At 34.7% G+C, this 25,172-nt stretch carries 27 protein-coding genes, 3 pseudogenes and 1 riboswitch; of the genes and pseudogenes, 5 read left to right on the top strand and 25 right to left on the bottom strand.

Features of this window, described 5'->3' with window-relative positions; translation table 11 throughout:
• Nucleotides 1-48: 48 nt before the first annotated feature.
• From BLV40_RS13630 to BLV40_RS13580, 10 genes and pseudogenes are all read right to left on the bottom strand, one after another.
• Nucleotides 49-297, bottom strand: a complete 249-nt coding sequence (locus tag BLV40_RS13630) for a biotin/lipoyl attachment domain-containing protein (protein ID WP_026591344.1) — start codon at nt 295-297, stop codon at nt 49-51.
• A gap of 27 nt (nt 298-324) precedes the next feature.
• Complete coding sequence (locus BLV40_RS13625) at nt 325-615, bottom strand: SAV0927 family protein (protein ID WP_026591345.1); 291 nt, start codon at nt 613-615, stop codon at nt 325-327.
• An 18-nt stretch (nt 616-633) separates the two neighbouring features.
• The gene (locus BLV40_RS13620) at nt 634-1,893 is read right to left on the bottom strand and encodes a Glu/Leu/Phe/Val family dehydrogenase (RefSeq protein ID WP_244525410.1); all 1,260 of its coding nucleotides are present in this window, start codon (nt 1,891-1,893) and stop codon (nt 634-636) included.
• Nucleotides 1,894-2,140: 247 nt separating this feature from the next.
• Nucleotides 2,141-3,490: an APC family permease gene (locus BLV40_RS13615; protein WP_026591347.1), complete on the bottom strand. Its 1,350-nt coding sequence runs from the start codon at nt 3,488-3,490 to the stop codon at nt 2,141-2,143.
• 415 nt (nt 3,491-3,905) lie between these two features.
• Nucleotides 3,906-4,874, bottom strand: coding sequence for a class 1b ribonucleoside-diphosphate reductase subunit beta (gene nrdF, locus BLV40_RS13610; RefSeq protein ID WP_026591348.1), 969 nt, complete (start codon nt 4,872-4,874; stop codon nt 3,906-3,908).
• Between the two features lie 170 nt (nt 4,875-5,044).
• Nucleotides 5,045-6,445: pseudogene (locus tag BLV40_RS13605) on the bottom strand (ribonucleoside-diphosphate reductase subunit alpha); the annotation flags it as partial.
• Between the two features lie 307 nt (nt 6,446-6,752).
• Nucleotides 6,753-7,451 (bottom strand): annotated as a pseudogene (locus BLV40_RS13600) (ribonucleotide reductase N-terminal alpha domain-containing protein); the annotation flags it as partial.
• A complete protein-coding gene (gene nrdI / locus BLV40_RS13595; protein ID WP_026591349.1) occupies nt 7,438-7,797 on the bottom strand; it encodes a class Ib ribonucleoside-diphosphate reductase assembly flavoprotein NrdI in 360 nt (119 codons plus the stop codon). The pseudogene BLV40_RS13600 and the gene nrdI, both read right to left, overlap by 14 nt.
• A 545-nt stretch (nt 7,798-8,342) precedes the next feature.
• On the bottom strand, nt 8,343-8,660 hold the full coding sequence (locus BLV40_RS13585; RefSeq protein WP_090690903.1) for a hypothetical protein: 318 nt from the start codon (nt 8,658-8,660) through the stop codon (nt 8,343-8,345).
• A gap of 24 nt (nt 8,661-8,684) precedes the next feature.
• Nucleotides 8,685-8,879 carry a hypothetical protein gene (locus tag BLV40_RS13580; protein ID WP_026591351.1) on the bottom strand — a complete coding sequence of 65 codons (195 nt, stop codon included), beginning with the start codon at nt 8,877-8,879 and terminating at the stop codon, nt 8,685-8,687.
• 217 nt (nt 8,880-9,096) lie between these two features.
• Here BLV40_RS13580 and BLV40_RS13575 point away from each other — a divergent pair, with 217 nt between their 5' ends.
• Nucleotides 9,097-9,675: a GNAT family N-acetyltransferase gene (locus BLV40_RS13575; RefSeq protein WP_090690899.1), complete on the top strand. Its 579-nt coding sequence runs from the start codon at nt 9,097-9,099 to the stop codon at nt 9,673-9,675.
• A 36-nt stretch (nt 9,676-9,711) separates the two neighbouring features.
• On the opposite strand, the gene BLV40_RS13570 is transcribed toward BLV40_RS13575, so the two are convergent.
• Nucleotides 9,712-10,314, bottom strand: coding sequence for a histidine phosphatase family protein (locus BLV40_RS13570; protein ID WP_090690895.1), 603 nt, complete (start codon nt 10,312-10,314; stop codon nt 9,712-9,714).
• Nucleotides 10,315-10,408: 94 nt separating this feature from the next.
• Nucleotides 10,409-10,567, bottom strand: coding sequence for a hypothetical protein (locus BLV40_RS28610; RefSeq protein WP_090690892.1), 159 nt, complete (start codon nt 10,565-10,567; stop codon nt 10,409-10,411).
• Nucleotides 10,568-10,804: 237 nt separating this feature from the next.
• Here BLV40_RS28610 and BLV40_RS13560 point away from each other — a divergent pair, with 237 nt between their 5' ends.
• Nucleotides 10,805-10,990, top strand: a complete 186-nt coding sequence (locus BLV40_RS13560; RefSeq protein ID WP_026591355.1) for a YkvS family protein — start codon at nt 10,805-10,807, stop codon at nt 10,988-10,990.
• 48 nt (nt 10,991-11,038) lie between these two features.
• On the opposite strand, the gene queF is transcribed toward BLV40_RS13560, so the two are convergent.
• Genes queF through queC form a run of 4 tightly spaced genes read right to left on the bottom strand, consistent with a single transcriptional unit; the run spans nt 11,039 to nt 13,445 of the window.
• A complete protein-coding gene (gene queF, locus BLV40_RS13555) occupies nt 11,039-11,536 on the bottom strand; it encodes a preQ(1) synthase (RefSeq protein WP_026591356.1) in 498 nt (165 codons plus the stop codon).
• 43 nt (nt 11,537-11,579) lie between these two features.
• Nucleotides 11,580-12,296: a 7-carboxy-7-deazaguanine synthase QueE gene (queE, locus tag BLV40_RS13550; RefSeq protein WP_026591357.1), complete on the bottom strand. Its 717-nt coding sequence runs from the start codon at nt 12,294-12,296 to the stop codon at nt 11,580-11,582.
• The gene (gene queD, locus BLV40_RS13545; protein ID WP_026591358.1) at nt 12,289-12,783 is read right to left on the bottom strand and encodes a 6-carboxytetrahydropterin synthase QueD; all 495 of its coding nucleotides are present in this window, start codon (nt 12,781-12,783) and stop codon (nt 12,289-12,291) included. Before queD ends, queE begins: the two co-directional genes overlap by 8 nt.
• On the bottom strand, nt 12,783-13,445 hold the full coding sequence (gene queC / locus BLV40_RS13540; protein ID WP_026591359.1) for a 7-cyano-7-deazaguanine synthase QueC: 663 nt from the start codon (nt 13,443-13,445) through the stop codon (nt 12,783-12,785). Before queC ends, queD begins: the two co-directional genes overlap by 1 nt.
• Before the next feature lie 93 nt (nt 13,446-13,538).
• Nucleotides 13,539-13,582: riboswitch (PreQ1 riboswitch) on the bottom strand.
• A gap of 233 nt (nt 13,583-13,815) precedes the next feature.
• On the opposite strand from queC, the gene BLV40_RS13535 reads away from it, so the two are divergent.
• On the top strand, nt 13,816-15,024 hold the full coding sequence (locus BLV40_RS13535) for an ATP-binding protein (protein WP_026591360.1): 1,209 nt from the start codon (nt 13,816-13,818) through the stop codon (nt 15,022-15,024).
• Between the two features lie 8 nt (nt 15,025-15,032).
• Here BLV40_RS13535 and BLV40_RS29345 read toward each other — a convergent pair whose 3' ends face one another.
• From BLV40_RS29345 to BLV40_RS13515, 4 genes are all read right to left on the bottom strand, one after another.
• Nucleotides 15,033-15,149 carry a DUF6254 family protein gene (locus BLV40_RS29345; RefSeq protein WP_026591361.1) on the bottom strand — a complete coding sequence of 39 codons (117 nt, stop codon included), beginning with the start codon at nt 15,147-15,149 and terminating at the stop codon, nt 15,033-15,035.
• Between the two features lie 262 nt (nt 15,150-15,411).
• Complete coding sequence (locus BLV40_RS13525; protein ID WP_090690889.1) at nt 15,412-15,945, bottom strand: DinB family protein; 534 nt, start codon at nt 15,943-15,945, stop codon at nt 15,412-15,414.
• A gap of 140 nt (nt 15,946-16,085) precedes the next feature.
• Nucleotides 16,086-17,780 carry a M3 family oligoendopeptidase gene (locus BLV40_RS13520; RefSeq protein ID WP_090690887.1) on the bottom strand — a complete coding sequence of 565 codons (1,695 nt, stop codon included), beginning with the start codon at nt 17,778-17,780 and terminating at the stop codon, nt 16,086-16,088.
• 468 nt (nt 17,781-18,248) lie between these two features.
• Entirely contained in the window at nt 18,249-18,695 is a 447-nt protein-coding gene (locus BLV40_RS13515; protein ID WP_026591364.1) for a MarR family winged helix-turn-helix transcriptional regulator, read from the bottom strand.
• A 231-nt stretch (nt 18,696-18,926) separates the two neighbouring features.
• On the opposite strand from BLV40_RS13515, the pseudogene BLV40_RS13505 reads away from it, so the two are divergent.
• Nucleotides 18,927-19,929, top strand: a pseudogene (locus BLV40_RS13505) (DUF3149 domain-containing protein).
• Between the two features lie 29 nt (nt 19,930-19,958).
• Here the strand turns inward: BLV40_RS13505 and BLV40_RS13500 are convergent.
• A complete protein-coding gene (locus tag BLV40_RS13500) occupies nt 19,959-20,240 on the bottom strand; it encodes an aspartyl-phosphate phosphatase Spo0E family protein (RefSeq protein WP_026591368.1) in 282 nt (93 codons plus the stop codon).
• Between the two features lie 531 nt (nt 20,241-20,771).
• On the opposite strand from BLV40_RS13500, the gene BLV40_RS13495 reads away from it, so the two are divergent.
• Complete coding sequence (locus BLV40_RS13495; protein ID WP_090690880.1) at nt 20,772-21,539, top strand: divergent polysaccharide deacetylase family protein; 768 nt, start codon at nt 20,772-20,774, stop codon at nt 21,537-21,539.
• Nucleotides 21,540-21,601: 62 nt separating this feature from the next.
• Here the strand turns inward: BLV40_RS13495 and cbpA are convergent, their stop codons facing one another.
• The 4 genes from cbpA to BLV40_RS28605 form a co-directional block, all read right to left on the bottom strand.
• Nucleotides 21,602-22,225, bottom strand: a complete 624-nt coding sequence (gene cbpA, locus BLV40_RS13490) for a cyclic di-AMP binding protein CbpA (RefSeq protein ID WP_026591370.1) — start codon at nt 22,223-22,225, stop codon at nt 21,602-21,604.
• Nucleotides 22,226-22,348: 123 nt separating this feature from the next.
• Nucleotides 22,349-22,978, bottom strand: a complete 630-nt coding sequence (locus BLV40_RS13485; RefSeq protein WP_026591371.1) for a class II aldolase/adducin family protein — start codon at nt 22,976-22,978, stop codon at nt 22,349-22,351.
• A gap of 692 nt (nt 22,979-23,670) precedes the next feature.
• A complete protein-coding gene (locus BLV40_RS13480) occupies nt 23,671-24,453 on the bottom strand; it encodes a DeoR/GlpR family DNA-binding transcription regulator (protein WP_090690876.1) in 783 nt (260 codons plus the stop codon).
• 434 nt (nt 24,454-24,887) lie between these two features.
• Nucleotides 24,888-25,040, bottom strand: a complete 153-nt coding sequence (locus tag BLV40_RS28605; RefSeq protein WP_026591373.1) for a hypothetical protein — start codon at nt 25,038-25,040, stop codon at nt 24,888-24,890.
• Nucleotides 25,041-25,172 lie beyond the last annotated feature (132 nt).

The raw sequence follows: 25,172 nt of genomic DNA, 5'->3' as shown, positions 1-25,172 counted from the left end.
TACTTTAATAAAAAAAGGAAGATGAATAGTTCCATCTTCCTCCTAAAATCAATCACTCCCACTAATTAAAATATCTTCCTGAATATATGCTAATACCATACCTGGAATTACTTTATCTCCTTCTTCTACTTCTAAAGACTGCACTTCCCCGCTACACCCTATTTTAATTACTTCCACTTTTCCATTCGCATTTTTAATTGAAAACAGCGGTTCCCATTCGTAAATTCGGGAGTCTCTATCAATAACTACCTTCTCAATTGTTCCATAACATGGGCTCGTAACTATCTCATAATACAAAATAAATCATTCCCTTCTTTTATTCTATTAATATTGTTCTGCCAACATTTGTTCCTGAAGAATCATATGAAAAAAGCTTTGAAAATCTTCTACATCTTCCACTTCAATCCCTAGCTTAGGGGCCCAGTATTGCTCCTCTCCAATATCCTCTTGGCTTAATAAAATCATTCTTCCATTTTGAATAGAAGTAACCATTGCTTTTCCAAAAAACTGCTGTGAATATGCAACTGCTATATCGTATCGATGATGATTCGACACAATACAGTAATAACCAATGGGTTGTTTTTCAATTTGTTCTAGTAAAATATCAAGTTTCATATGTTCCCTCCCTTTATATTAAAAATGTAACCAACCTCGAAGGCGTGATGCTTCTACAATCTTACGGATCCCTTCTATATACGCAGCAATTTTCATATTTACCCCGAAACGCTTTGAAGTATTGAATACATCAAAAAAGCTAGATGTAATTTTCTCTTTTAAACATTGATCAACATATTGCTCTGTCCAATAGTATCCTTGGTTATTTTGACACCACTCAAAATATGAAACAATAACTCCTCCAGAGTTCGCTAAAATATCTGGAACAACTAAAATGTCTTTCTCTTCTAACATTGTTATCGCCTCTTTTGTTGTTGGGCCATTTGCAGCTTCAATTACAATCTTACATCCAAGCTTTTCCGCATTATGTTTCGTAATTACCCCTCCAATTGCGGCTGGAATGAGTACATCACATTCTTTTTCTAACAACTCTTGGTTAGAGATTGTTTTACTAAAGAGGTTCGATACAACGCCAAAAGAATCTCGATTTTCTAGTAAATAAGGAACATCTAAACCGTCTGGGTTATAAATACCACCTAAAGCATCAGACACTCCTACCACTTTCACGCCAGCATCATATAAATATTTTGCTAAATAGCTTCCAACGTTTCCAAATCCTTGAATGATTACTCGCATATTTTGAAGCGGAATATGTTTTAGCTCACTGACTAATTGAAGCGTATAGAACACTCCTTTAGACGTTGCTGTTTCTCGCCCTTGTGATCCTCCTAACATTAACGGCTTTCCAGTAATAAAACCTGGAGAATCAAATTCTCTAATATGATCATATTCATCCAGCATCCAAGCCATAATTTGCGCATTTGTATACATATCAGGAGCTGGAATATCTTTAGTAGGTCCAACAATTTGGCTTACCGCTCTTACATAGCCACGGCTAAGTAGCTCTAGTTCTCTAAAACTCATCTCTTGTGGATTACAAATAATTCCGCCCTTCGCGCCTCCATATGGAAGCCCCGTCACTCCACATTTCAAACTCATCCAACCAGCAAGCGCCTTTACTTCCTCTGGTGTAACATCTGGATGAAACCGAATGCCACCTTTTGTCGGTCCTGCTGCATCATTATGCTGAGCACGATACCCTTGAAATACTTTGGTTCTTCCATCATCCATCCGAACAGGAATACTTACTTCTAAAAAACGCATCGGTTTTTTAAGAAAATCGAATACTTCCTCTGGATAACGTAAAGCACGGAGTGCTTCTTTTAATATGGCCTGAAATTCCTCTAAAGGATTTTCTACCTCAACTTTTTCTTGAATAGATTGTGTTACATCTTCCTTCTCTGATTGAATTACCACGATAACACCTCATTTATTTATTTTTACTAGTATTAGGAAGCAATAATCGTGCCAAGTGATAAGAGAAGGATGATCCTGCCGTTTCAGCCTTCTCACTTATACTTTTTCTTTCCTTCCTTATGAATAGTTGAATGATTTATGCAAACTTGCATGACTTTAAAACCTCCAAAATAAAAAACACCGGATACATCCCGATGTTTTTGTTATTTTACATTTCCTGTACTTCTTCAAAATGCATTTGCGGAGGTGCTGAACGAAACATGTTCGTAATATATAAAAGATAACCGATTCCAATAGCAGCCCAGCTAATTCCAAGAATAAGCGAATGAATATTGAGGTTAAACCAGAGTACCGCTACTGTACCAGCTCCCAAAATAGGCATAACTAAGAAATTAAAAAAGTCTTTAACAGTTTTATATCGTTTTTGCTTAATCACATAATAAGAAATAACTGATAAATTAACAAATGTAAAAGCAATAAGTGCTCCGAAGTTAATGAGAGAGGCTGCTGTTTCTAAATCAATAAACATAGCTGAGAGTGCAATAATTCCTACAATAACAATGTTATATACTGGCGTTCGCCAGCGAGGATGAATGTATCCAAATATCTTTTGCGGGATTACATTATCTCGCCCCATTACATACAATAATCGCGATACACTTGTATGAGACGCTAAACCAGAAGCGATTGTACCCATAAATGTTCCTACTAAAAAGAAAGTTTGAAACAATTTCCCTCCGACATATAGTGCAATTTCTGGAGCTGCTGATTCTTGATCTTTAAATACGGATGCATCCGGGAAAAAGGATTGTGTAAAGTAGGTAGTGACAATGAATAAAATTCCGCCAATTAAAGCAGTAAGAAAAATAGCTCGAGGAATTGTCTTCTTTGCGTTTGGCGTTTCTTCAGAAAAGGTAGTTACTGCATCAAAACCTAAAAATGAAAAACAAAGAATTGTAGCCCCTGCAACTAACGGTGATATTTGTATATCTGATTCAAAAAACGGCTGAATGGAAAAAACTTCTCCGGTTCCTTCTCCTGCTATTAAACCTTTTATAACAAGAAAAACAAACACAACCATTACTAGCACTTGAAATGTTACTAAGAACGTGTTGAAATTTGCAGTAACATTTACACTAATAATATTTATAAGCGTAATCAGTAGAACAAAGCCAATGACCCATGCCCAATCTGGAACACTCGGAAAAAGTGCCGACATATAAATTCTCGTTAATAATGCGTTCACCATTGGTAAAAACAAATAATCCAATAACGATGACCATCCAACGAGAAATCCCAGCCTTGCACTAATTGTTTTTTGTGTATACGTATAAGCAGATCCTGCAGTAGGAAAAACCTTTACCATTTTGCCGTAGCTTGCAGCTGTAAATAACATCCCCGCTAACGCAATCAGATAAGCCCCTGGAACATGCCCGCCCGTTTTCTCGGAAACAATTCCAAATGTATCAAACCCCACCATCGGTGTCATATACCCGACGCCTAGCATAACAATTGACCAAAGTCCCAATGAACGTTTTAAACCAACCTCTTTTCCCACCTATCATTCCTCCTACTTTCTCTCTCTAATTTCCATCTGAAAATTGATAGCCGACTAGAAAACGCTTTCAATGAACGTTGCATGTTATACGTCCTATCACAAAAACCTCCTTTTATTTTAAATATTCATGCAATTTTCAAGCCAACATTGTCTTCGATGAAAAATTAATAGAGCAGCTCTATTTTTTCCTGCTCCAAAGAAATAACAGGTGGAATTATTTTTTCTAAAGTTTTGTTTGATTTTCTATTCATTTTGACATAACTTATTCAATCCCTCATACCACTACATGCAAATGAAGCAGAATTTTAATCGGTCGGAAAATAAAAAACTTATCATGAAATAATAACATTATGTAAACTATATCTACCAAAAAAAGCTGCCTTCACATGAAAGACAGCTTTTCCAATACTATTTATTAAAAATCAAATACGAAATCATCATCTGATAGCTTTTCAACATTTGTTGCCTTTACATAGCCATTCCCTTTTACAGAGAAGAAATCATGGTTTTTCGTATCTGTACGTAAACCATTTAATACGATTGGGTTAATTTCTTCTTCTTCAAAGCGTGGCTCTAATCCTAAGTTCATAAGCCCTTTATTCGCATTGTAACGAACAAAACGGTTTACATCTTCAACAAGACCAATAGACGTATAAATTTCTTCTGTATATGCAGTTTCAATTTCATACAGTTCCATTAATAGTTCTTGTGTTTCTTTTTGTACTTCTTGTTGCTCTTCTGCAGAAAGTTCTGCGAAGATTTGTTGTGCTAAAATACCGACGAATACGCCGTGAATTGACTCATCACGAATGATTAAGTTAATAATTTCACCACTTGCAGTCAACTTTCCTTGTCCTGCTAAGTATAGCGGATAGAAGAATCCACTATAGAATAAATAACTTTCTAAGAATACACTTGCTACCATAGCCATATATAATTCTTTTTTCGTTACTTGTGGCTTTAATAACTTGCGATAATACCCTGTAATAATACCTGCTTTTTTCTCAAGTAGCGGATGACTATCTACCCATTCAAAGATGTCATCAATTTCTTCTTCTGTTGCGAGTGTCGTGAAAATATGACTATAGCTCTTCGCATGGACTTCTTCCATAGCACCCATGAAAGCTAGTACACTTTTCGCTTGTAAATTCTCAAGATGAACAAGTACAAGTGGCATCCCTTCGCCACCTTGCTTTGTATCTAAAAGTGTTAAACCACCTAATACACGTTTATAAGCAATTTGCTCTTCTTTTGATAATTGCACCCAAGTATTTTTGTCAGAAGATACTGCGATTTCTTCTTCTGTCCAAAACTGAGCGATGTTTTGCTTCCAAAACATTAAACTAAAATCGTCTTCTTTTTTGTTCCAGTTTACCGCGCGCATTGAATCGCCCCTTCTCTATCAATAAGCTCTTCTAACATGCGGTAAAGCTTTCAGTTTGTAATGAAAACTTAACCGCATATTAGACGTCTTAAATTTTATAACTAAGCATGAGCAGGGTCAGAAAAACCCTGCTCATGATGTCTTACTCTATCATTCAATCTTATTTTACATCAAACCGTACAAGCTACACACTCTTCCACGCTTAGTTTACGTGTTCTTGTATAATACAAGCTCTTCAGACCTTTTTTATGTGCATAGATATAATAACGTGCTAACTCACGCGTAGAAATATCACTATTTACATACAAAATTGTACTAATTCCTTGGTCAATATGCTCTTGAATTTCTGCAATCAAATCAATTAGTTTAAACTGATTCATATCGTAAGAAGATTTATAATACCAGAATGTATCTTTTGATAAATACGGCATTGGATAATATGTTGTCGCATTTGCATACGTTCTTGATTCGATTTGACTTACGATTGGCATTACGCTTGAAGTTGCATTTTGGACGTAACTAATGGATTGTGTTGGCGCAATAGCTAAACGATATGAATTGTATAGACCATGCTCCTGAACTTGTTCTTTTAGACTTGTCCAATCTTCTTTTGTTGGAATATAAATCCCTTCAAATAACTGTTGTACTTTCTCTGTTACAGGGCTATATTCTGTTGTTTCATACTTTTCAAAGTATGTGCCGTTTGCATAATCAGACTTATCGAAGTCTTTAAATGTTTCGCCCTTTTCTTTTGCAATCCCCATACTCTTTTCAATGGAGTAGTAGTTTAACATCATGAAGAATGTACGAACAAACTCTTTCGCTTCTGCACTTTCATAAGCAATTTTATTTTTCGCTAAATATCCATGCAAGTTCATTGCACCAAGTCCAACTGAATGCAGCTCATCATTTGCTTTTTTCACAGTTGGTGCGTTTGGAATAATAGTCATATCAGAAACAGCCGTTAAAGCTTCCATTCCTGCATGAACCGCTTCACGGATTTCTTTATTTTCCATAACGTTTACAATATTTAGTGATCCTAAGTTACAGTTAATATCACGACGGATAATGTCATCTGTACCGTAGTCGTTAATTTCGGATGTTTCTTGTAGCTGGAAGATTTCCGTACAAAGGTTTGACATCTTCACAGTTCCAATATCCTTTAACGGATGTTGTTTGTTCGCATTTGATTTAAACATTAAGTATGGATAACCAGACTCAAGCTGAATCATTGCAATCTTAATAAGCATATCACGTGCACTAATATCAAGTGGCTTCTTCTTCACATTTGGATTACTCATCAGTTCATCATACATTTCGTCGATATCTATATCATCTAAATGTTTTCCGTACTCTTTATATACTGTAAATGGCGCAAAAACATGGAATGGTTCATTCTTCTCTGCAAGCTCAAAGAACTTACTTGGAACGATAATACCGATTGATAGAGACTGAATACGGCTCTTCTCATCAGCATTTATTTTTTTTGTATCAAGGAATTCAATAATATCCCAATGGAAAATGTTTAAATATACTGCTCCGGCACCTTTTCTTTGCATATTGTTACTCCATACCTTTAAAACATATGGGGGATAGTCATTTCTGCTACCCTCTCTATATCGCTATAGAGTTCAGACCATATCTTCTTCTCTTTCCTACAACCTTAGTTTGAGAAGCCAGGTTCGAGCTATATAGTCACCTACATAGCCACTTGGTCGTTGAACCTTCTCCCTATCTAATAGACTTAGGAGCTCGGCTGCTGATTTCCTGCAATCTTGGATTTTTAGGGGGCGCTACGTAATTTCTTCGTAGTATCCTACCTCGATATACTCAGGCGTTCCAGCAATTGACCCGGTTTTATAGTTGAGCCATAAGTTAACCCAACTGATTCGCATATGAAAACGAATCTTCAAGCAATTTCATAACTGGTACCACACCGCTTGCTGCGTTCTCGATACCTTTAATTTGCTCTCCGCGTGCGCGTAGTTTGGACAAGTTTAAAGCTACTCCTCCGCCAATTTTCGATAACTGCATCGCTGTATTAATATTAAATCCGATCGAATTTAAGCTATCATCCATCTCTAACAAGAAACAAGACACCATTTCTCCTCTTCTGCTTCTTCCCGCATTTAAAAAGGTTGGTGTCGCTGGTTGATAGTTTTGTTTTACGATCATGCTTGCAAATTGTTTCGCTTTATTAACATCACCACGTCCTAAGTATAATGACACAATTGATACGCGATCTTCGTAGCTTTCTAAGTATTGTTTTTGATCATTTGTTTTTAACGCATAGTCCTTATAAAACTTAGATGCCGCCATATAAGATTGGAATTTGAAGTTCTCACCGTATGCAACGTTGTATACTTCTTCGACCTCCTCCAACTTATACTCGTCCAGAACGTTGTAATAGTAATCATGTTCATTCATATACTCGATTCGCTCTGCCACGCTATCAAAATGAACGGTATTCGCTCTCGCTTCTTCCATAAAAACTTCTAATGCTTCTTTATCTTTATGAAGCTGATAGAAACCGTCTTGCATTTGCGTGATTTCATTATTCAGTTCAATGTGTCGCAATCTCCCGCACCCTTTCCTTAAAATATTCTACATCATTATTTGTTCCAGATAACTCGAATTTTGATACAATAGGTACTTCGTATCTGGTTGAGATTTTATCTGCACTTGCTCCGAACATATCTCCCCAGTTGCGATTGCCACTTGCAGATACGCCTTTTAAATTTGCATTATTGCGTTCTAAAAATTCTAAAACACGTTCCGGCACATTTCCAAAACCTGTTGTATAAGTAATAAGAACAAAATCTTCGTCTAATACTAGATCCTCATTAATTTGAACGGCCGGCATATTTAATTTGTGAATGAAACGCTTCACGTTTCCTGTCATAGAATCATATGCAATTAACATCTCCGACCCTCCCTTTCTTCCTTTTATATCTTGATGCCGATTCATGTTTTCCCTATATATTGTATTATGTTTCGAAACAAGACACAAGATATATGTATAAATTCTTTCTTTTTTTAACTTTTACTTTTCGACATCACGAGCCGTTTTTTTCAATACAAAGACTATGAAACAACATTCTAAAACTCATGTCAATAAAGTGCTTTTCAAAAAAGTTGTCAACGAATTTAACCATATTTACAAAAATGTTATCAATCTGTTTTGTCAAAAAACAGTAAATGCTGGAGAAATATATTTCTCCAGCATCACACAAAAAAGAACAGACTTTAGATTGTAATCTGCTCGAAACCGGTTACACATTATTTAGATCACACAAATAAGAAATTCTCCTCCTTGTGGATTAAACAGTTATTTATTTGAATACATATACTTTCTTTTTTGTTACACAATAAAAAATATCATTATAATGAAAAGGATAATTATGATGGCACTCCAATTTATTTGTTAGTGTAATGAGAATTTAAAAAAGACTGCAAACAGAGCATCACTCATTCGCAATGTTCAATACGTAAAATATCCTTTATGAATAAATGATGAAAATTCTCGTCTTTATCTTGCATTGTAAACACTGGTGCTTCTTCATCAAAATATACAACCATTCCCTCCACATATTGATTCATATGCAGGAGTTTCACAGTTGCTCGAATTTTGGTTTCTTGCTCATATGCTACTTTCAATTTCTCTATAACTTCTTTTGTACGTTTCCGTTTCTCTGGAAACATAACCATTCCTACAAGCCGGTTTCCAGCGCCATCTTTCCACATATAGTCCCAGTGCGGTAAAATACCTTGTTTAAACTCTCCCATAATTCCCCTCTCCTTTTCCTTCTATTAAGAACGCGGTGTTTCTATATATGTATAAATAATTTTCCCGCCGCGTTGTGCATTCCCACTGAAATGTTTAAAATCCTCTCGATTTACTACAACCTCACGAAACGTATAAAATACATCCTTAGTTACAATATACTCTTCTATCTCTCCATTTTTCAGTTGATCTAAAATTGTATTTGCTAATTGTTTATCCATGTATTTCACCTCTCTGCAATATTTTATCCTATCTTCCACAAGTCGACAATGTTAAATTTCTTACATTCACAGCAAACATCATATACTACCATAACGGTTCCCCTTTTCTGAATCCATTCGATATTCAAGCTTATCCTATAAAATTCAAGAAATTATTGAATCACTGATTGAAACTTTATTTTATGTTACAATAAGAATGACAACTAGGAGGGATAATATGATTCGGAAAGCAAAAAAGACAGATGCGAAGGCAATATCTTCTTTATTGTATAACGCTCTGCATGAAATTGCTGAAAAAATCACAGGTGGGAGAACAGAAACAGAAGTCTTGACAGGGCTTGAAACTTGGTTTTCAAAAAAAGAAAATCGGCTTAGCTACGAGAACTGTTTCGTTGAAGAACAAAATGGACAAGCAGTTGGAATCATCGTAGCCTATCACGGCAGTCATGCCAAGCAACTAGATACTCCAATTGTAAAACACTTACGAAAAATCCATCAAGATTCAACGATTACGCTAGAAAAAGAAGCAGAACTCGATGAATATTATATTGACACTTTGTCCGTTTCAAGCACATATAGTGGAAGAGGAATAGGTTCAAGGTTGATTCAAGCAGTAGAAAATGATGCCTATGAAAAAGGTTATGAGAAAATCGCATTACTCGTAAATTTAGAAAACGAACGAGCTTTCTCTTTATATAAAAGACTTGGTTACCAAGAGGATAAAACAGTTATGCTTGTTGGAGAACCATATGCTCATTTAGTGAAGCCATTATATAAAAAAGCTTTCGTTTCTTAAAAAAAGCACACGATTCTTTATTGTAATCGTGTGCTTTTATGTTAAATTGGTACTTAATATATTTCCATTCATCGCTTCACGAAATGTATATTCTGTACAACTCCATGGCTTCCTATGAAAAACAGGAGGACCAGACCATCCTCTAGTACGTAATTCATACCCAATCATCGCATTAAAATAACTATGCCCTACAAGTGCGATATGCCCATGTACTAACGCATATCCAACTAATGTATCAGCTGCTTGTCTTGCTCTTTCTTGCGCTTCACGATAAGACTCCACACCTTTAGAATATCCAACTATCCATACTGTGCGCCCAATGAATATCCACACTGCGGGTTTGCACTTCACCCATTTCGGAATATAGAAGCTAGATGGTACTTCTGCCTCTCGAAAAAGAGCACTTTGTGTAAAAGAAAGAGAATTCGTTAATTCTGCAGCTGACTGTACCGCACGTTTTTGATTACTCGTTACAATAAGCTTTGCAGATTCAATTGCTTCAATTGTATCAATTGGTATGTCCGTACTTTTTTCCATACTAGCTAAATCGTATCGCTCCATCCATTTGCGAAACGATGATACTGTCATTAATTCTGTAACATTATTTAAGCGACCGTGACGAATAAAAGAAATTCGCATCTTCTCCACTCTCCATTCACCGCTCATCACCTATATTATTATGTGCTTTTTCTTATTGTCATCATACCATGGAGAAAGAGAAAGGCATACTTCCTTACATATCTGTACCGCTCTCATGAGTAATAGAAGCATGCACACCATCTAACCCATCAAAATATGTACGTGTCTCATGCATACGTATCATCTTTAATTGTTTATGTGAGAATAAAAATAACAAAAATGCTATAAAACTTCCGACAATTTCAAATACCATTTTACCGCCCCTCACCTATTATACCCTTATATTGTAATATAAGCACTTTTCACCAATGGATAACCTAAAATACGGAAAATGATTCATACAAATCTTACAAAAAAATTACTATTTTTTGAAATTATTTCATGGAAACATTTACAAACAGGGGAATATAGTTCAAAATAAAGGGAAATAAAAAAGAACGAACTTGTTCTTTTTTTGGCAAAACTGTAACAAGGAGAGTTGCTTATGGAAATGGAAATCGCAAAAGCTGGAGATCTTATCGAATTTAAAGGTGGAATGCAAGGCCGTGTTCAAAAAGTGAATAAAAACTCCGTTATTGTCGATATAACAATCATGGAGAATTTTAGAGAACTAGATATGGAACCTCTTACAGTTGTAAATCATAAAAACTATAAAGTTATTAATCAACATGCATAATATAATAGAAAAAAAGGATCCGTACGATACATACAGATCCTTTTTTCATTAGCGATTATCGATTGTTTCAGGGTATAGATCATGATTCATCATACGATATTCAGCCATTTGCTCATATTTCGTACCAGGGCGACCGTAGTTGCAATATGGATCAATTGAGATACCACCACGTGGTGTAAATTTCCCCCACACTTCAATATAACGTGGGTCCATTAATTTAATTAAATCATTCATAATAACATTCATACAATCTTCATGAAAATCACCATGATTACGGAAACTAAATAAATATAACTTTAAAGATTTACTTTCAACCATTTTTTGTTCTGGAATATAACTAATATAAATCGTTGCGAAATCTGGTTGTCCTGTTTTTGGACATAAGCTTGTAAATTCAGGACAATTGAATTTTACAAAATAATCACGGTTTGGATGATTGTTATCAAATGTCTCTAAAATGTCCGGACTATATTCAAATAAATATTTTGTATTTTGATTTCCAAGTAACGTTACATCTTTTAAATCTTCGTCTAATCTTCCTGCCATTCTTTATACGTCCCTTCAATTCAATTAGATTCGTAAGAGTTTCTTATACGCCACGCTTATTTCCCCATACTAACGCATGAAGCTGAGGTAATACTTTTGCATCATTCATCTCTTTACATTGAACAGCTTTTTCGATGAGCCATTCATATTTTTGTAATAAATTCCTAATAAGCATCGCATCGTCCACTGTTTTAGTATCATTATTTCCAACTTGTAAGAAAAATGGTATGTGAGGGTAACGCTCATGTACCTTTATCGCATATTCAAAATCATGATCATCAAACACAACGACTTTTAAACTAAAATCTTTTCCTGCTAATCTTTCAATAACAGAATCTAACATGATAAAATCTGTTTTCATCTGTGAGCTTGGCGGTTTTGGTGAGATGGTTATTTCATCAATGTGAAGCAACCATTCCTGCCACTTACTTCCTTGTGTTTCAATAGCGGTGCGAATTTTCTTTTCTTGTAATAAAGACAGAAAACCAGCTAAATTTTTCAATAGGACTGGATTCCCACCTGAAATGGTTACATGTGAAAAATTTTCTCCACCAATTTCAACAAGTTCACTCCAAATTTCTTCTGGAGTCATTTGTCTAATTTGCTCTTTTGCGGATCCATCCCATGTAAAAGAGGAATCACACCACGTGCAGCTATAGTCACAACCTGCTGTACGAATAAACATCGTCTTCTGCCCGACAACCATTCCTTCGCCTTGAATGGTCGGCCCGAAAATTTCCAAAACAGGAATTTTACTCACCGATCATCCACTCCCGTCTTACTTCTGCATAACTTGTTGGCGTTTCAAATAGACGAACAAATTCAACACGTGCTCCCTTATATTCATGGGCGCGTTCCTCTTTTTTTAGTGCTTCTTCCATCTTTTCATAAATCCAAACGACCATGTTTTCAGCCGTCGTATTCATCGATGGTAAAGTTTCATTTAAATAACGATGATCCAAATAAATTTCTATTTCATTTTTCCAAATTTCTTTTATATCTCCAAAGTCAATAGCAAGTCCAATCTCATTTACATAACCGCTAATTCCAAAAACAACTTTGTATGTGTGACCGTGTAAATTTTTACATTTCCCTTCATAACAGTGCAGATGATGCGCTGCATCAAATGTAAATTCCTTACTTACCATCACTCGTTTATTATGATATTTCAGTTGTTCACGCTGAATGTCCTTATCTATTTTTTGTAAATTTTCTACGATGCGAAATCCAAAAAAATTCTGCTCCATTATACATTCGCTCCTTCGCGTTCTTGTAGGTACGTATCTAAACCTGCTTTACGAAGTTTACAAGCTGGACATTCACCGCAACCATCACCGATTATTCCGTTATAACATGTTAATGTTTTTTCTCTAACAAACTCGAATGCACCAAGTTCATCTGATAACTTCCATGTTTCCGCTTTATCAATCCACATAAGTGGTGTATGAATAACAAATGGATAATCCATAGATAAATTCAAAGTAACGTTTAACGATTTCACAAATACATCACGGCAATCAGGATAACCGCTAAAATCTGTTTCACATACGCCAGTTACAATATGACGTGCTCCAACTTGCTTTGCTAACACAGCTGCAAATGATAAGAATAATAAATTTCGTCCATCTACAAATGTTGATGGTAATTCACCATCTTCATGTGTAATCTCCATATCCGTTCTCGTTAACGCATTTGGAGCAAGTTGATTTAATAGGCTCATATCAAGTACTGTATGTTTAATTCCGAGTTCTTTCGCAATATCAGCTGCACAATCAATTTCCAACTTATGACGCTGGTTATAATTAAACGTCACAGCTTCCACTTCTGCGAACTGCTGCATTGCCCAAAATAAACATGTTGTACTATCCTGGCCACCGCTAAAAACGACAACTGCTTTTTCCTTTTTCATCTCACTCATTCTCCTTCTCTAATACGAATAAGAAGAAAGAACGTTCTTGAACTGTCACAATAAAAAAACAAAACAATACCTAAGGATATTGTTGTTTCCATAGTTTTTTATAGAGGGAGTTCGCGAACCTCTCCCATGTTATACATGGAATTTCTTCTTTCATTGACAACACATATTGTAACATACTGTATCTCCCTCAGGAAAACTTCTGATTTTTCTGTTTTTTGGTGAAATTAAGATTCATTTTCTTGTATTTTAATAGTATGATTATACTTAATTAACACCGTACATATGAAAATCGAAAGGAGGCACAATCCTGAAACTTTTTATTATTTACCTCTTTTTAAATATACTATCGATTCTCGTTATGATGCTCATGTATCACTTATTTTGGAACCAGAAAGGGAAACATTCACCTAAATTAAATTCAACGGTATTTATATTATTTTGTAGCTCAGCTACCATTCTTTGTATTTCATTTGCAGCAAAAATGGACAATGGATTTCAATTTGATATGCGTCATATTGTATTAATTGTTGGCACATTAACAGGAGGACCTATTGCTGGAGGATCAATTTTAGCCGTATTAAACCTATACCGTTTCTTATTAGGAGGCCTTGGGGTTTTCCCATCCATTATCGCTTCTATTTTCCTATATATTATTCTTCTTGCTACATACAAACTCTTTCGGAGAGGAAGTAATCAGGTAAAAGTAATACTCGCTATTTTATATAGTTCTGTATATGTATTTAGTTGGGTTCCTTTTTTTCTTGCCGAAGTTCCTAACGCTGAGTATTACCTTCCTCATATTATTGTGTATGAACTATGTACCATTATTGGTACCATTCTTATTCTTTATTTACTAAACGTACTACAATTACAAATTCGCTTACAAGAAGAGCTGATTAACGCTGAAAAATTTCACCTTATTGGAGAAATGGCTGCCTCTATCTCTCATGAAGTTCGCAATCCTTTAACTTCAACAAAAGGTTTTTTACAGCTCCTACAATCCGAAGAATACTCGGAAAAAGATCGAAAATTGTATATAGAAATTGCCATACATGGTATTGAACAAGCAAATCACGTACTTACAGATTACCTAACATTTGCAAAACCAAGTATTGAAAAAGAACAAATTTTACAAATAGAAGATGAATTACTTCATGCAGTATCTCTCATTACTCCGCTCGCTAATCTAACAAATGTCCGAATAGCCTATACAAAACAAAGCAAGGTATTTCATATTGCTGGCGAAAAACAGAAATTTAATCAATGCTTGTTAAACATTTTAAAAAATTGTATTGAAGCCATGCCAAAGGGAGGGGATCTTATTCTCACCTTAACCCCTAACAATAAACAGATACAATTATCCATAAAAGATACCGGTGTTGGCATGAATCCAGAACAAATAAAACGTCTTGGTGCCCCTTTCTATTCAACGAAAGAAAAAGGAACTGGACTTGGCATGATGGTCGTATTCAGCATCGTAAAAGCAATGGGTGGAAAAATCGATATTACAAGTGAAAAAGACATTGGTACAAGTTTCCTATTAACTTTCCCACTCATACAAAAAACGTGATGATCTCATCACGTTTTTTCCGCTTCATCCACAAGTTCTGCGAAAGTCTTTACTTTCCCATGTGGTTTTTGATTTTCTTTTCGTGCCTTCCAACTACGCTCTTGCTCTTTCTTTTTGTGTGACATGCTTTCAACTCCTTTAAATGCTCTCTTTATGTATTATTCCAAAACCAGAGATAAAAATATGCATCAATCTAGTTTCATCTTCCACGGATAATTACTCCTCACAAATCTAGATTATATGAGTGATTATCTCCCGCTAGCTTCTTTTCCTGAATCTTGAGGGAAGATTATTGCTCACGAATAACGAAATAAAAGAAGCGAGTTAACTACTGCCTCGCTTCCTTTGTTTATTAAATATAGTTCCCATATGAATGGCAATTTTTCTTTATCTTTGCAAAATCGCATATTTTGCTTCTTTTAACTGTGTAAGGTGGCGCTGTTCATGTAAATCAAGGAATTGAACCCATTGATATAGATTAAGCTCCTGAAACACAGGATGTTTCAATGAATTTTCAAACAATTCTTTTTCGTCCACAATACTATGCAGTGTATGCAATAAATCTGCTCGTGAATGTTCAAGCAGCTGAATTCCTTGTTGTTTTTTCACTAATGTTTCTGTTGGTTGCATTTGTTGAGGAGCTTCTCGTTTGTGTGTTCGATCAAGAGTAAGTTGGAGATCTTTAAGTGGCACTACTTTTTTGTCTTTTTTCTGCAAAGCATACACAAGGGATGATGTAACGGATTGTTCAACTAAATGTAGATGATGCAAAATTTGAATAATACTCCATTTATCACGGCGCGGTTTTACATTCACTTCCGTGTCATTTAACATCTCGATTTCTGATAAGAGTGTGTTTCTTGTAGATTGTAAAGATTGCAGTAAAGTTTCCAAACCAATATTCATATTAGATTGAAGCATAATTCTCCCCCCTCTTTTTTGGTAAAAAGAGGCGCTTCTACTTTAGAAACACCCCTTTGGATAATTCTGAATTTTCTTATATTATCTCATTATTTTGTGAATGTGTCGATTACAAAATAGGCAAAAACGAAGGGTTATTTTTACAATTCTGTGTCATCTACAGCATGTAACCACGTTTGAATCTCATTGATTACTCCCTGAACACATCCATCAGCAAATGGCGATGTTAAATTTGCTACCTCCACTAAATCTAGGAAAGATTTACTTCCTCCTTGCTGACAAAGGTTCACATAGTCTTCCCATGCTTCTTGTCTATTGTCTCTTGCTCGCTTCCAAAATTGCAGCGCACAAATTTGAGCCAATGTATAATCAATATAGTAAAAAGGTGAGTTATAAATATGCCCTTGGCGTTGCCAGAAGCCACCACGTTCTAAATAGTCATTATCTTCATAGTCCCGGTGTGGTAAGTACTTTCTTTCAATATTACGCCATGCCGTTTTACGCTCTTCTGGAGATGCTTCTGGATTTTCATATACATAATGTTGATATTCATCAACCGATACACCGTATGGTAAAAATAGAAGAGCTGAACTTAAATGAGAGAAATAATATTTATCCGCATCTTCCTTAAAGAACAGTTTCATCCATGGCCATGTGAAAAATTCCATACTCATGGAATGAATTTCACACGCTTCATACGTTGGCCAATTATACTCTGGGATTTCAAACTTACGGCTCTCATATACTTGAAATGCATGACCCGCTTCGTGTGTTAGCACATCAATATCACCTGATGTTCCATTAAAATTCGAGAAAATAAACGGAGCTTTATAATTTTCAATGTATGTACAATAACCGCCGCCAGCTTTTCCTTTTTTCGCGACTAAATCTAATAATTCATTATCTAACATGAAGTTAAAGAATTCATCAGTTTCATTTGATAATTCTTTGTACATCGTTTTTCCATGATTAATAATCCATTCTGCATCTCCCTTTGGAGTCGGATTGCCTGTTGCATATTCAAAATTCTCATCATAGTAAGCTAGCTTTTCGACACCGATGCGTGCCTTTTGTCTATTTCGTAATTCTGTTGCAACTGGAACGATGTAATCTAATATTTGTTTACGATAATTTGCCACCATTTCCGCATTATAGTCTGTACGATACATTCTTGCGTAACCAAGTTCAACAAAGTTTTGAAAACCAAGTATTTTGGCAATCTTCGTTCTTACTTTTACAAGGGCATCGTAAATACGATCTAACTCTTCTTCGTGATCAGCTAAAAAGCCATAATAAGCTTCACTTGCTCTTTTACGCATATCCCTATTTGTATGTTGCATAAAAGGTCCGAGCTGTGATAGCGTTCTCTCTTCTCCTTCAAAATCAATTTTTGCAGCTGCTAAAAGTTGTGTATATTGCGAAGATAATTTATTTTCCAATTGCAAATCTTTCACAATTTCATCTGAATATGTTTTCAAATCACATTCTGCCAAAGCAAATAACTGTTTTCCATAATAAGCCTCTAATTCATCGCGTAACGGGGAATTTATCAATGCTTTATAGTATTTCGTTGTATAGCCTTGTACAATCGGAGAATATTCATCAAAGAAATCTTGTTCTTCCTTATAAAAAGCATCTGTTGTATCGACAGAGTGACGAATGTAACAAATATTTCCCATTGTACCAAAGTCATTGCGAATCTCATTAATATCATGAATAACTTGCTTTTGCGCTTCTAGTGTTTTTGCATCTTCAAATCGTTTTAAAGCTGCAGTAAATTTTTCTTGTAATTCTTCTGTATTTGGGCGTTTATATTCATAATTCTTAAATGACATGAATAAGTCTCCTCTCAATTATATATACCTTTACTATAATTCCATTTCCTTTTCTAAATCTCCTTTTATTCTTCAACAAAAGCCTTTAGAAACTGTACCATGCTTTCCATACTTTTTGTAGAACAGCAACTCAACTCCATTACTACCTATATAGATACAAAATAGAGTAAAACTTCTCTATTCGTGGGAATTCCCCCCTATCTTCTTCCCTTCTCTCCGTCCGTAAATAGCACGACAAACAAAAAAGCCTTTGATCATTTTACATCAAAAACTTTTTTAACATGTTATATACATTCATTTTGATTTTTCAACATATAATTTCCCTGCCTCGCATAACAAAGGATGACCTGCATTCATTTTCCCCTTTTGTTTTCACTTGGCATGGAGCTCCTTCTACGCATGGTTGGACACACTCTCTCATCAAAAAAGAACAATTTTCTGTTAGTTTTTCATTTGTACTTACATATATCATCTTTCATATTTCCCAACTTTTTTAAGTAAAGATAACAATTCATCCTGCTCCTCATTTGTTAACATTTCAAAGGAATGATGTATAACTTTTTCATGATTCGGAAAAATAGAAGCGATAAATGCTTCTCCTTCCTCTGTTAACTGCGCATATATAACACGGCGATCATTCGGGCATGGAATTCGTTTTACAAGCCCCTTTTTTTCTAATTTATCGACAACATAAGTAATACTACCACTTGCAATTAAAATACGCTCTCCAATTTGTTGAAGTGGCTGGCTTCCTTTATGATAGAGCAATTCCAATACGGCAAACTCAGTTGGATTTAGTCCGTTACTTTGTATTGATTTATTTGTAGTATCCATAACAAAACGGTGCACACGCGATAGTGCAATAAACAATTTTAAAGATTGAGAAATATCTTCTCGCTCATCATTCGATTTCATACGATTTCAACCCTTCACTTAAATTCACAAGAATTCGAGACGATCTATCGAATAAAAAGGTTACCCCTAAAGCAAAATTGGTGGCGATATTTCCCCTTTATCTCCCAGTGATCGCTCAATCACTTCTCAGTTTTACTCTTCCTCCATACTAACAATCACACATTAAATAAAAACATGACAATTTTAACACAGTTTATATATAATGATAATAAAAAAGAAGAAGTAACAACTTTGAACGGGAATTTACGTAGCATAGCTTTTTATATACTACTTGTTATATTACCAACGTTTGGAATCAGTGCGGCTTTCTATGCTTATCACACCTACCAAATGCAAAAAGAAAACAAACAAGCTGCTCATAAGAGGCTACTTAGATCATATTGGTGAAGCTATTTCCGCATTAGAGATGCTTGCTATGGTCGTAAATATAGAAACAGAAAATACGAACGAAATTCAGCAGATATTACACGACACCGATGAAAAAGACAAGCATTTTTCTGGACTATATTATTTTTACTTGTTCAATATATTTTGCTGAAACGACAAACAAAATTGGAGAGACAACAAAATGAAATACAAAAAGTTGAATTAGTTGGTATTTTCGCAGCTAGTACAGCTCACAAAATCCGTAATCCTCTTACCGGAATGAAAGATCTTGTAACACTTTTAAAGGAAAAATATACGCAAGAACAAGACCAATTTTATTATTTTGTTATTGGACAAGAAATAGAATGTATTAATGAAATTGTTAGCGAATTTATGATTCTCGGCAAACCAACAGCGATTATTAAAAAAGTATGATGTACGAGATATTATCAAAGAGATAGCATTTATTATTCAGTTGGAAGCGAATTTACATAATATTATATTTATCTTGCAGTTACCAGATTATCCTGTTCATATCCGTTGTTCAAAAGATCATATGAAACAAGTGGTTTTAAATATTACAAAAAATGCAATTGAAGCTATGTCATCTGGTGGTACATTAACAATTCAGGTAACCAGTAATGAAGAGCACGCACAATTACACATTATTGACACAGGAAAAGGTATTCCAAAGCATATTCAAAAACACCTCTTTCATCCGTTCTTTACCAATAAAGATACCAGAACAGGTCTTGGTCTTGTCATATGCAAACGAATTATAGAAATGTATAATGGACAAATTGTGCTTGATAGCAAAGAAAATAAAGGAACAACTGTCCATATAAAGCTCCCATTAGTTTCAGCATAATTAACCTTCTCTACAGAGGGTAATTATGTTTATTTCATAAAAGCAGTCACAAACATTCTCCAAAAAGCACTTGATTTCCCTTCATATTCTATTTGAAAAAAGGGTATCTTCATAAATGTTAACCATCTTGGTGTTTGTTGTTCTTTATAGCGTTGATACTGCAAAATAAGCTTGTCCAATTCTTGACTCACTTGAATTGTTTCGGTACTGTTTAATCCGTTTGTTAAACCTAAATGAATCATTTCTTCACGTTTCATACGAATATCACGCGAAAGTTTTTCCATTGTGTACTTCCGTTTTGCTGTAAACATCCATATCCCCCTCATTATTCTTCCATACTCTCTACTTCATTTTTACTCCATGCATTTAATCTACAAATGTATATTGCATTTGAATTGGAATACTCAGAAATTTTAACATTTTCTCCCTGTAATTTACAAATCTTTATCCTCACTTTGAGAATTATTACAAATTATTCTATCTTTGTAAATACATTCGCAATAATAGACATTTTTTTCATGTTATTTTTTATAATCAGCAGATAAACTCGACTTTTAAATTTTTATTTCACATTACTTCGACATTTTTCTCGTTTAATTTATATAGAAAACGCAAATCATAATTATAGATTTGCGTTCCCATCTTCACAAATAAAACAGCAACCTTATTTTATTAGAAAACAATAAAGTGAAACTTTAATCAGTGAGATTTTCTTCATCCTCCGCCGATGATTAACCCTTACTAATGGAGCTTTTACTGCCAATTCATGCAGGTTTCACTAACTAGAAACCTAATGGAGCTTTATTTATAACAAATCACTCAATCAGAAAGGAATTTCTTATATGCGCAAACAAATCATTATTTTTTTCATTTCATTATCTATTGTCATATTTCCTCTTCAAACATATGCTCATACTAATAAAGTTGCCATTGTCATCGATGACTTTGGAAATAATATGAAGGGAACGGAAAGAATGCTATCACTTCCCATACCACTTACTGTAGCCGTTATGCCTTTTCTTCCATCTTCAAAACAAGATGCGGTAGCCGCACACCAAAAAGGACATGAAGTTATTATTCATATGCCAATGGAGCCTATCAAAGGAAAGAAAGAATGGCTCGGCCCTAATGCCATTACAACTAATTTAAGTGATCGTGAAATTGAAAATCGGATTGAACAAGCAATCAAGGAAATACCACATGCAATTGGGATGAACAATCATATGGGCTCTAAAGTAACAGCTGATGAACGAATCATGCGAATCATACTATCAGTATGTAAAAAGCACGGACTTTTTTATTTGGATAGTAAAACCAATCCTAATAGCGTAGTACCAAAAATCGGTAAAGAATTAGGCGTTCCTATTGTAGAAAATCAACTATTCTTTGATGATGTTTATACAGCATCTCACATTACAAAACAAGCACAGTTACTTATACAAAGAATTAAAGAAAAACCCGTAGTAGTTGCAATTGGACATGTCGGTCCTCCCGGGGAAATTACTTCTCGTGTTATTGAATCCTTCATTCCAAAAGTACGTGAACATGCAGACTTTATTTTCTTATCCGACCTTGTACTCTCACCACCACCTGTTTCCAAACAAAAATAGAGAGCAGCTATATAGCTGCTCTCTATTTTTCATACTGCTCTGACCTCCATGTGTCATAAATCTTATATACAATCGACATGACTAACGCGAAATCCTTTTTTCTCTATTTTTGCAATTAATGTTTCTAGTGCTTTGTCGCTTAAATCGTCTGTAATATTTACAATTACACGGCGTATATATCGATCACCATTGTCTAATGTAAATAACCCACCAATATGATAAGACTTGAAGAGCGTTCCTAACTCCTTAATTGTCCCCTTACAATCTTGCGTCGCGATTGTTATTATATAACCGCCTGTTTGCATCCCAAATGAATCTTCAATGACATCAAATATATTAGAATGTGTTAAAATGCCAACAAATTCATTGTACTCATTCAATACAGCTAAAAATGGAAGACGCCTAATTACATAAAAAGCTCGAAAAAAAGAATCCCTTTCAAAAATAAATGCAGATTTATTTTCCACGATATCTTTCACATATATATCGTCTAATCCTTCATTACATTTACGTTCTAAAATATCTACTTTATAAATGATTCCTTTAAATTCCTTCTCATCTTCTGCAAGCACAGGAATCGCTCTATATCCCTGCTCGTTCATAATGTTTAACGCCTGTTCCCCTGAATCATTTTCCTTACAAAATGTCACCTGTTGTTTCAGCAGAAAATGATATTTAACTCGCAAAATACGTTCCTCCTCACATGACGACATGTAATCTATATATAATAAGGAGACCCATATTTTATGAGTGAAATTAATTTTTAAAACGCTTTCATTTATAGGTTTTCGCGTAACGAATTGTTCTTTTTATATAACTGAACTCTTATTTCCTTTAATCATCAATAATTTCACATGATAATTCATTAAATACTCTAACCCCTCTAGCCACTTTTTCGTCTCTTCTGGTGAGTTTCCCCATACAAGCATTCCATAGTTATGAACAAGTACAGCACCGCCACCTTCTATAAAATTAGGGACATGATTCTCTAATAAATCAGCAAACTTCTTTTCATTTTCTACAATTGGAATTGTAATCTCTTTAATTCCTTCTTTTCCAAAAACACGTTCTACAGTACGTTTTTCAAATGTCACTTCTCCGTCTTTTCCATATAGCTCTGACATTAAATGACTATCTACAGTTTGCACTTGCAAAATACACTCCGCATTACCTTTTTTATAAATATCCGCATGCATAAACGATTCAACTGCTGGTTTTTCATCATTTGCAAATACAGGCTCGCACATACTATTTACTACAATAAAATCTTCTTCTGCAAATAACCCTTTATCTCTTCCTTCAATATTTACTAAAAATGTTAACGGTTCTTGTGATGTCCGCATAGATAAACTAATTTTTGTACCATAAAACCAATCACGAAGAGCTAATTCCATTTTTACATCTCTCAACTCTTTCCACTTCTTTAAAAAAAATAACATTTCGTCACCCCCATGAGAATATCACTTTAGTGGTTCAACCACTTCTATGTAAAAAGTATTTTTTGATTATTCCAAAAATTTAATTGAATTATCACATGAGAAACTCTTTTTGTCAATATGATTTCTCCATTCCACTTGAAAATTAGGCGCAGATTACACGACAAAAAAGCTCTTTCACAGAGCTTTTTTGTTCACTATTTGAAGCATCTCACTCTTTTCCCGTTCAGTAATAACGCCGAGCTTTTGTAATATATTCGCATACAATATAAGTTTATTATGCAAACGTTCCGACACCTCTTCCCCTTCTTTCCTTCAGTCAACTTTCTTTCTATTGGTAAATTATATGAAGGAAATTGAAAAATGTGTCCATTTTTTGCACTGATACAAAACTTTTTCAATTCTCTTTCACAACTATATACATCCATTTTGCTTCTTCAACATATAAGTCACTGCTATGAAGAACAAAAAAGTGATCGCTCACCTGGCATGGGGCTAAAAAACGCTTCTATGCATAGCTGAACCCTCTCTCACACCTAAAAGAAGGAGGGATATCAGTTTTTTAATTTGAATTTATCCCGCATGAATGGACAGGAAGAGCTCGATTGGTCGTGTTAATAATCGGTGGGGATGAAGAAAACTCCCACTGATTAAAGTTTCACTTTATATACCCTTCTAGAACGACAAACCTATATTTAACTAATCGTCCAACAAATATTATTTTTTGTAATAAATTCTTCAAAACTATGCGGCATTTTTTTATCGCAAATTATGTGCTCTATATTAGACAAACCAGCAATTCGATAATTTCCTTTTACCCCAAGTTTTGTATGATCACATAAAATAAATGTCTTCTCCGCTAATTGAATCATCGCTTCTGATAACTTAGCTTTTTCCAATTCAAAACTCGAGACCCCAAAGCCAGGTAACAATCCATCACTTGAAATAAATGCCTTATGAAAATGAAACTGACGAATGACTTGCTGCGAAATAGAACCTGATACACGACAATGTTTTGGAGACACCTTTCCTCCAATAAACAATACTTCACCATCAAACATTTTTTTATTTATAGAAGAAATTAATTGAGTTGCAACAGGAAATGAGCTCGTCACGACAGTTAAGTTTTTCCGATGAACGAGATAAGGAACCATTTGGAGTGGCGTACTTCCATCATCGATAACAATTACATCACCATCTTCTACAAAAGTTGCTGCTTTATAGCCGATTCTTTTCTTTTCTTCAATATGTAGCATTTCTCTTTCTAGCATAGGTGGTTCGATACCAGCTCCTGGAAGTTGGACCGCTCCCCCATATACTTTCTTCAATTTCTTTTCCCGATCAAGCTCTTCTAAATATCTTCGAATGGTTTCCGTTGATACGGAGAACTCACTTGCTAACTCTGAAACCTTCACTTTTCCCTTAAACTCTACTTTTTCAAGAATACTACGCTTTCTCTCTTCTCCAACAACAGACATAATTTCACCTCATTTATCTCGCTTATATAGGTAACCAAATCCCAGCTCAAGATTTTGGAATGGAATGCATATAGGAATTGACAAATGAAAGTTTCATTTATACAAAATCATAGTTTTCTTCTACTAGACAAATCTCTTCGTAAATACGGATGCCTCGTTTTTCTAACTCATCAAAATGATTTTTGAATTTCGGAAAACTTCTTCACTGTTTCTCTCTCCTTTTATTTTTCTTATGTACAACTTCAATATAAACACCCAGTGTAAAAGCAGTATTAAACCAACATTAATCTTTTGTTTGTTGTTTATTTTTGTGTAATGCGTTGCTACTTCAATGTTTTTTCAAATTTTTCTGCTAATAAAAAACATAAAATTTACAAGAAATTAAAAAAAGATTAAAAATCCCACAAAAAAATGAGGCGTTTGTAAAAAACGCCTCATTTTTGCTTACTTTTTTTCGAATTACGATTTGCATATTTCGCTGGGTTTTCATTTTCATATTCTACCGCAAATTCTGCGTCTGGCAGACTTTCTTTTGGAGTTTTATTATGATTCATTGCTGCATGTTGTTTTACTTTTCGCTTTACCATCAACAATACCTTCCTTCACTGTAATGACCTATCACTTTCTATCTTAGTTTGAGAAAACTTTCAAAAATTATTGATGGGAAGTGTTAACAAGTACAAAGTAACTTATATAGGGAAACACTATACTTGAACAGG

The sequence above is a fragment of the Bacillus sp. 166amftsu genome, assembly GCF_900107445.1.
In the GTDB taxonomy this organism is placed as follows: Bacteria; Bacillota; Bacilli; order Bacillales; family Bacillaceae_G; genus Bacillus_A; species Bacillus_A arachidis.
Note: the sequence above shows the minus strand (reverse complement) of the source record. Positions and strands in the feature narration are given on the sequence as shown.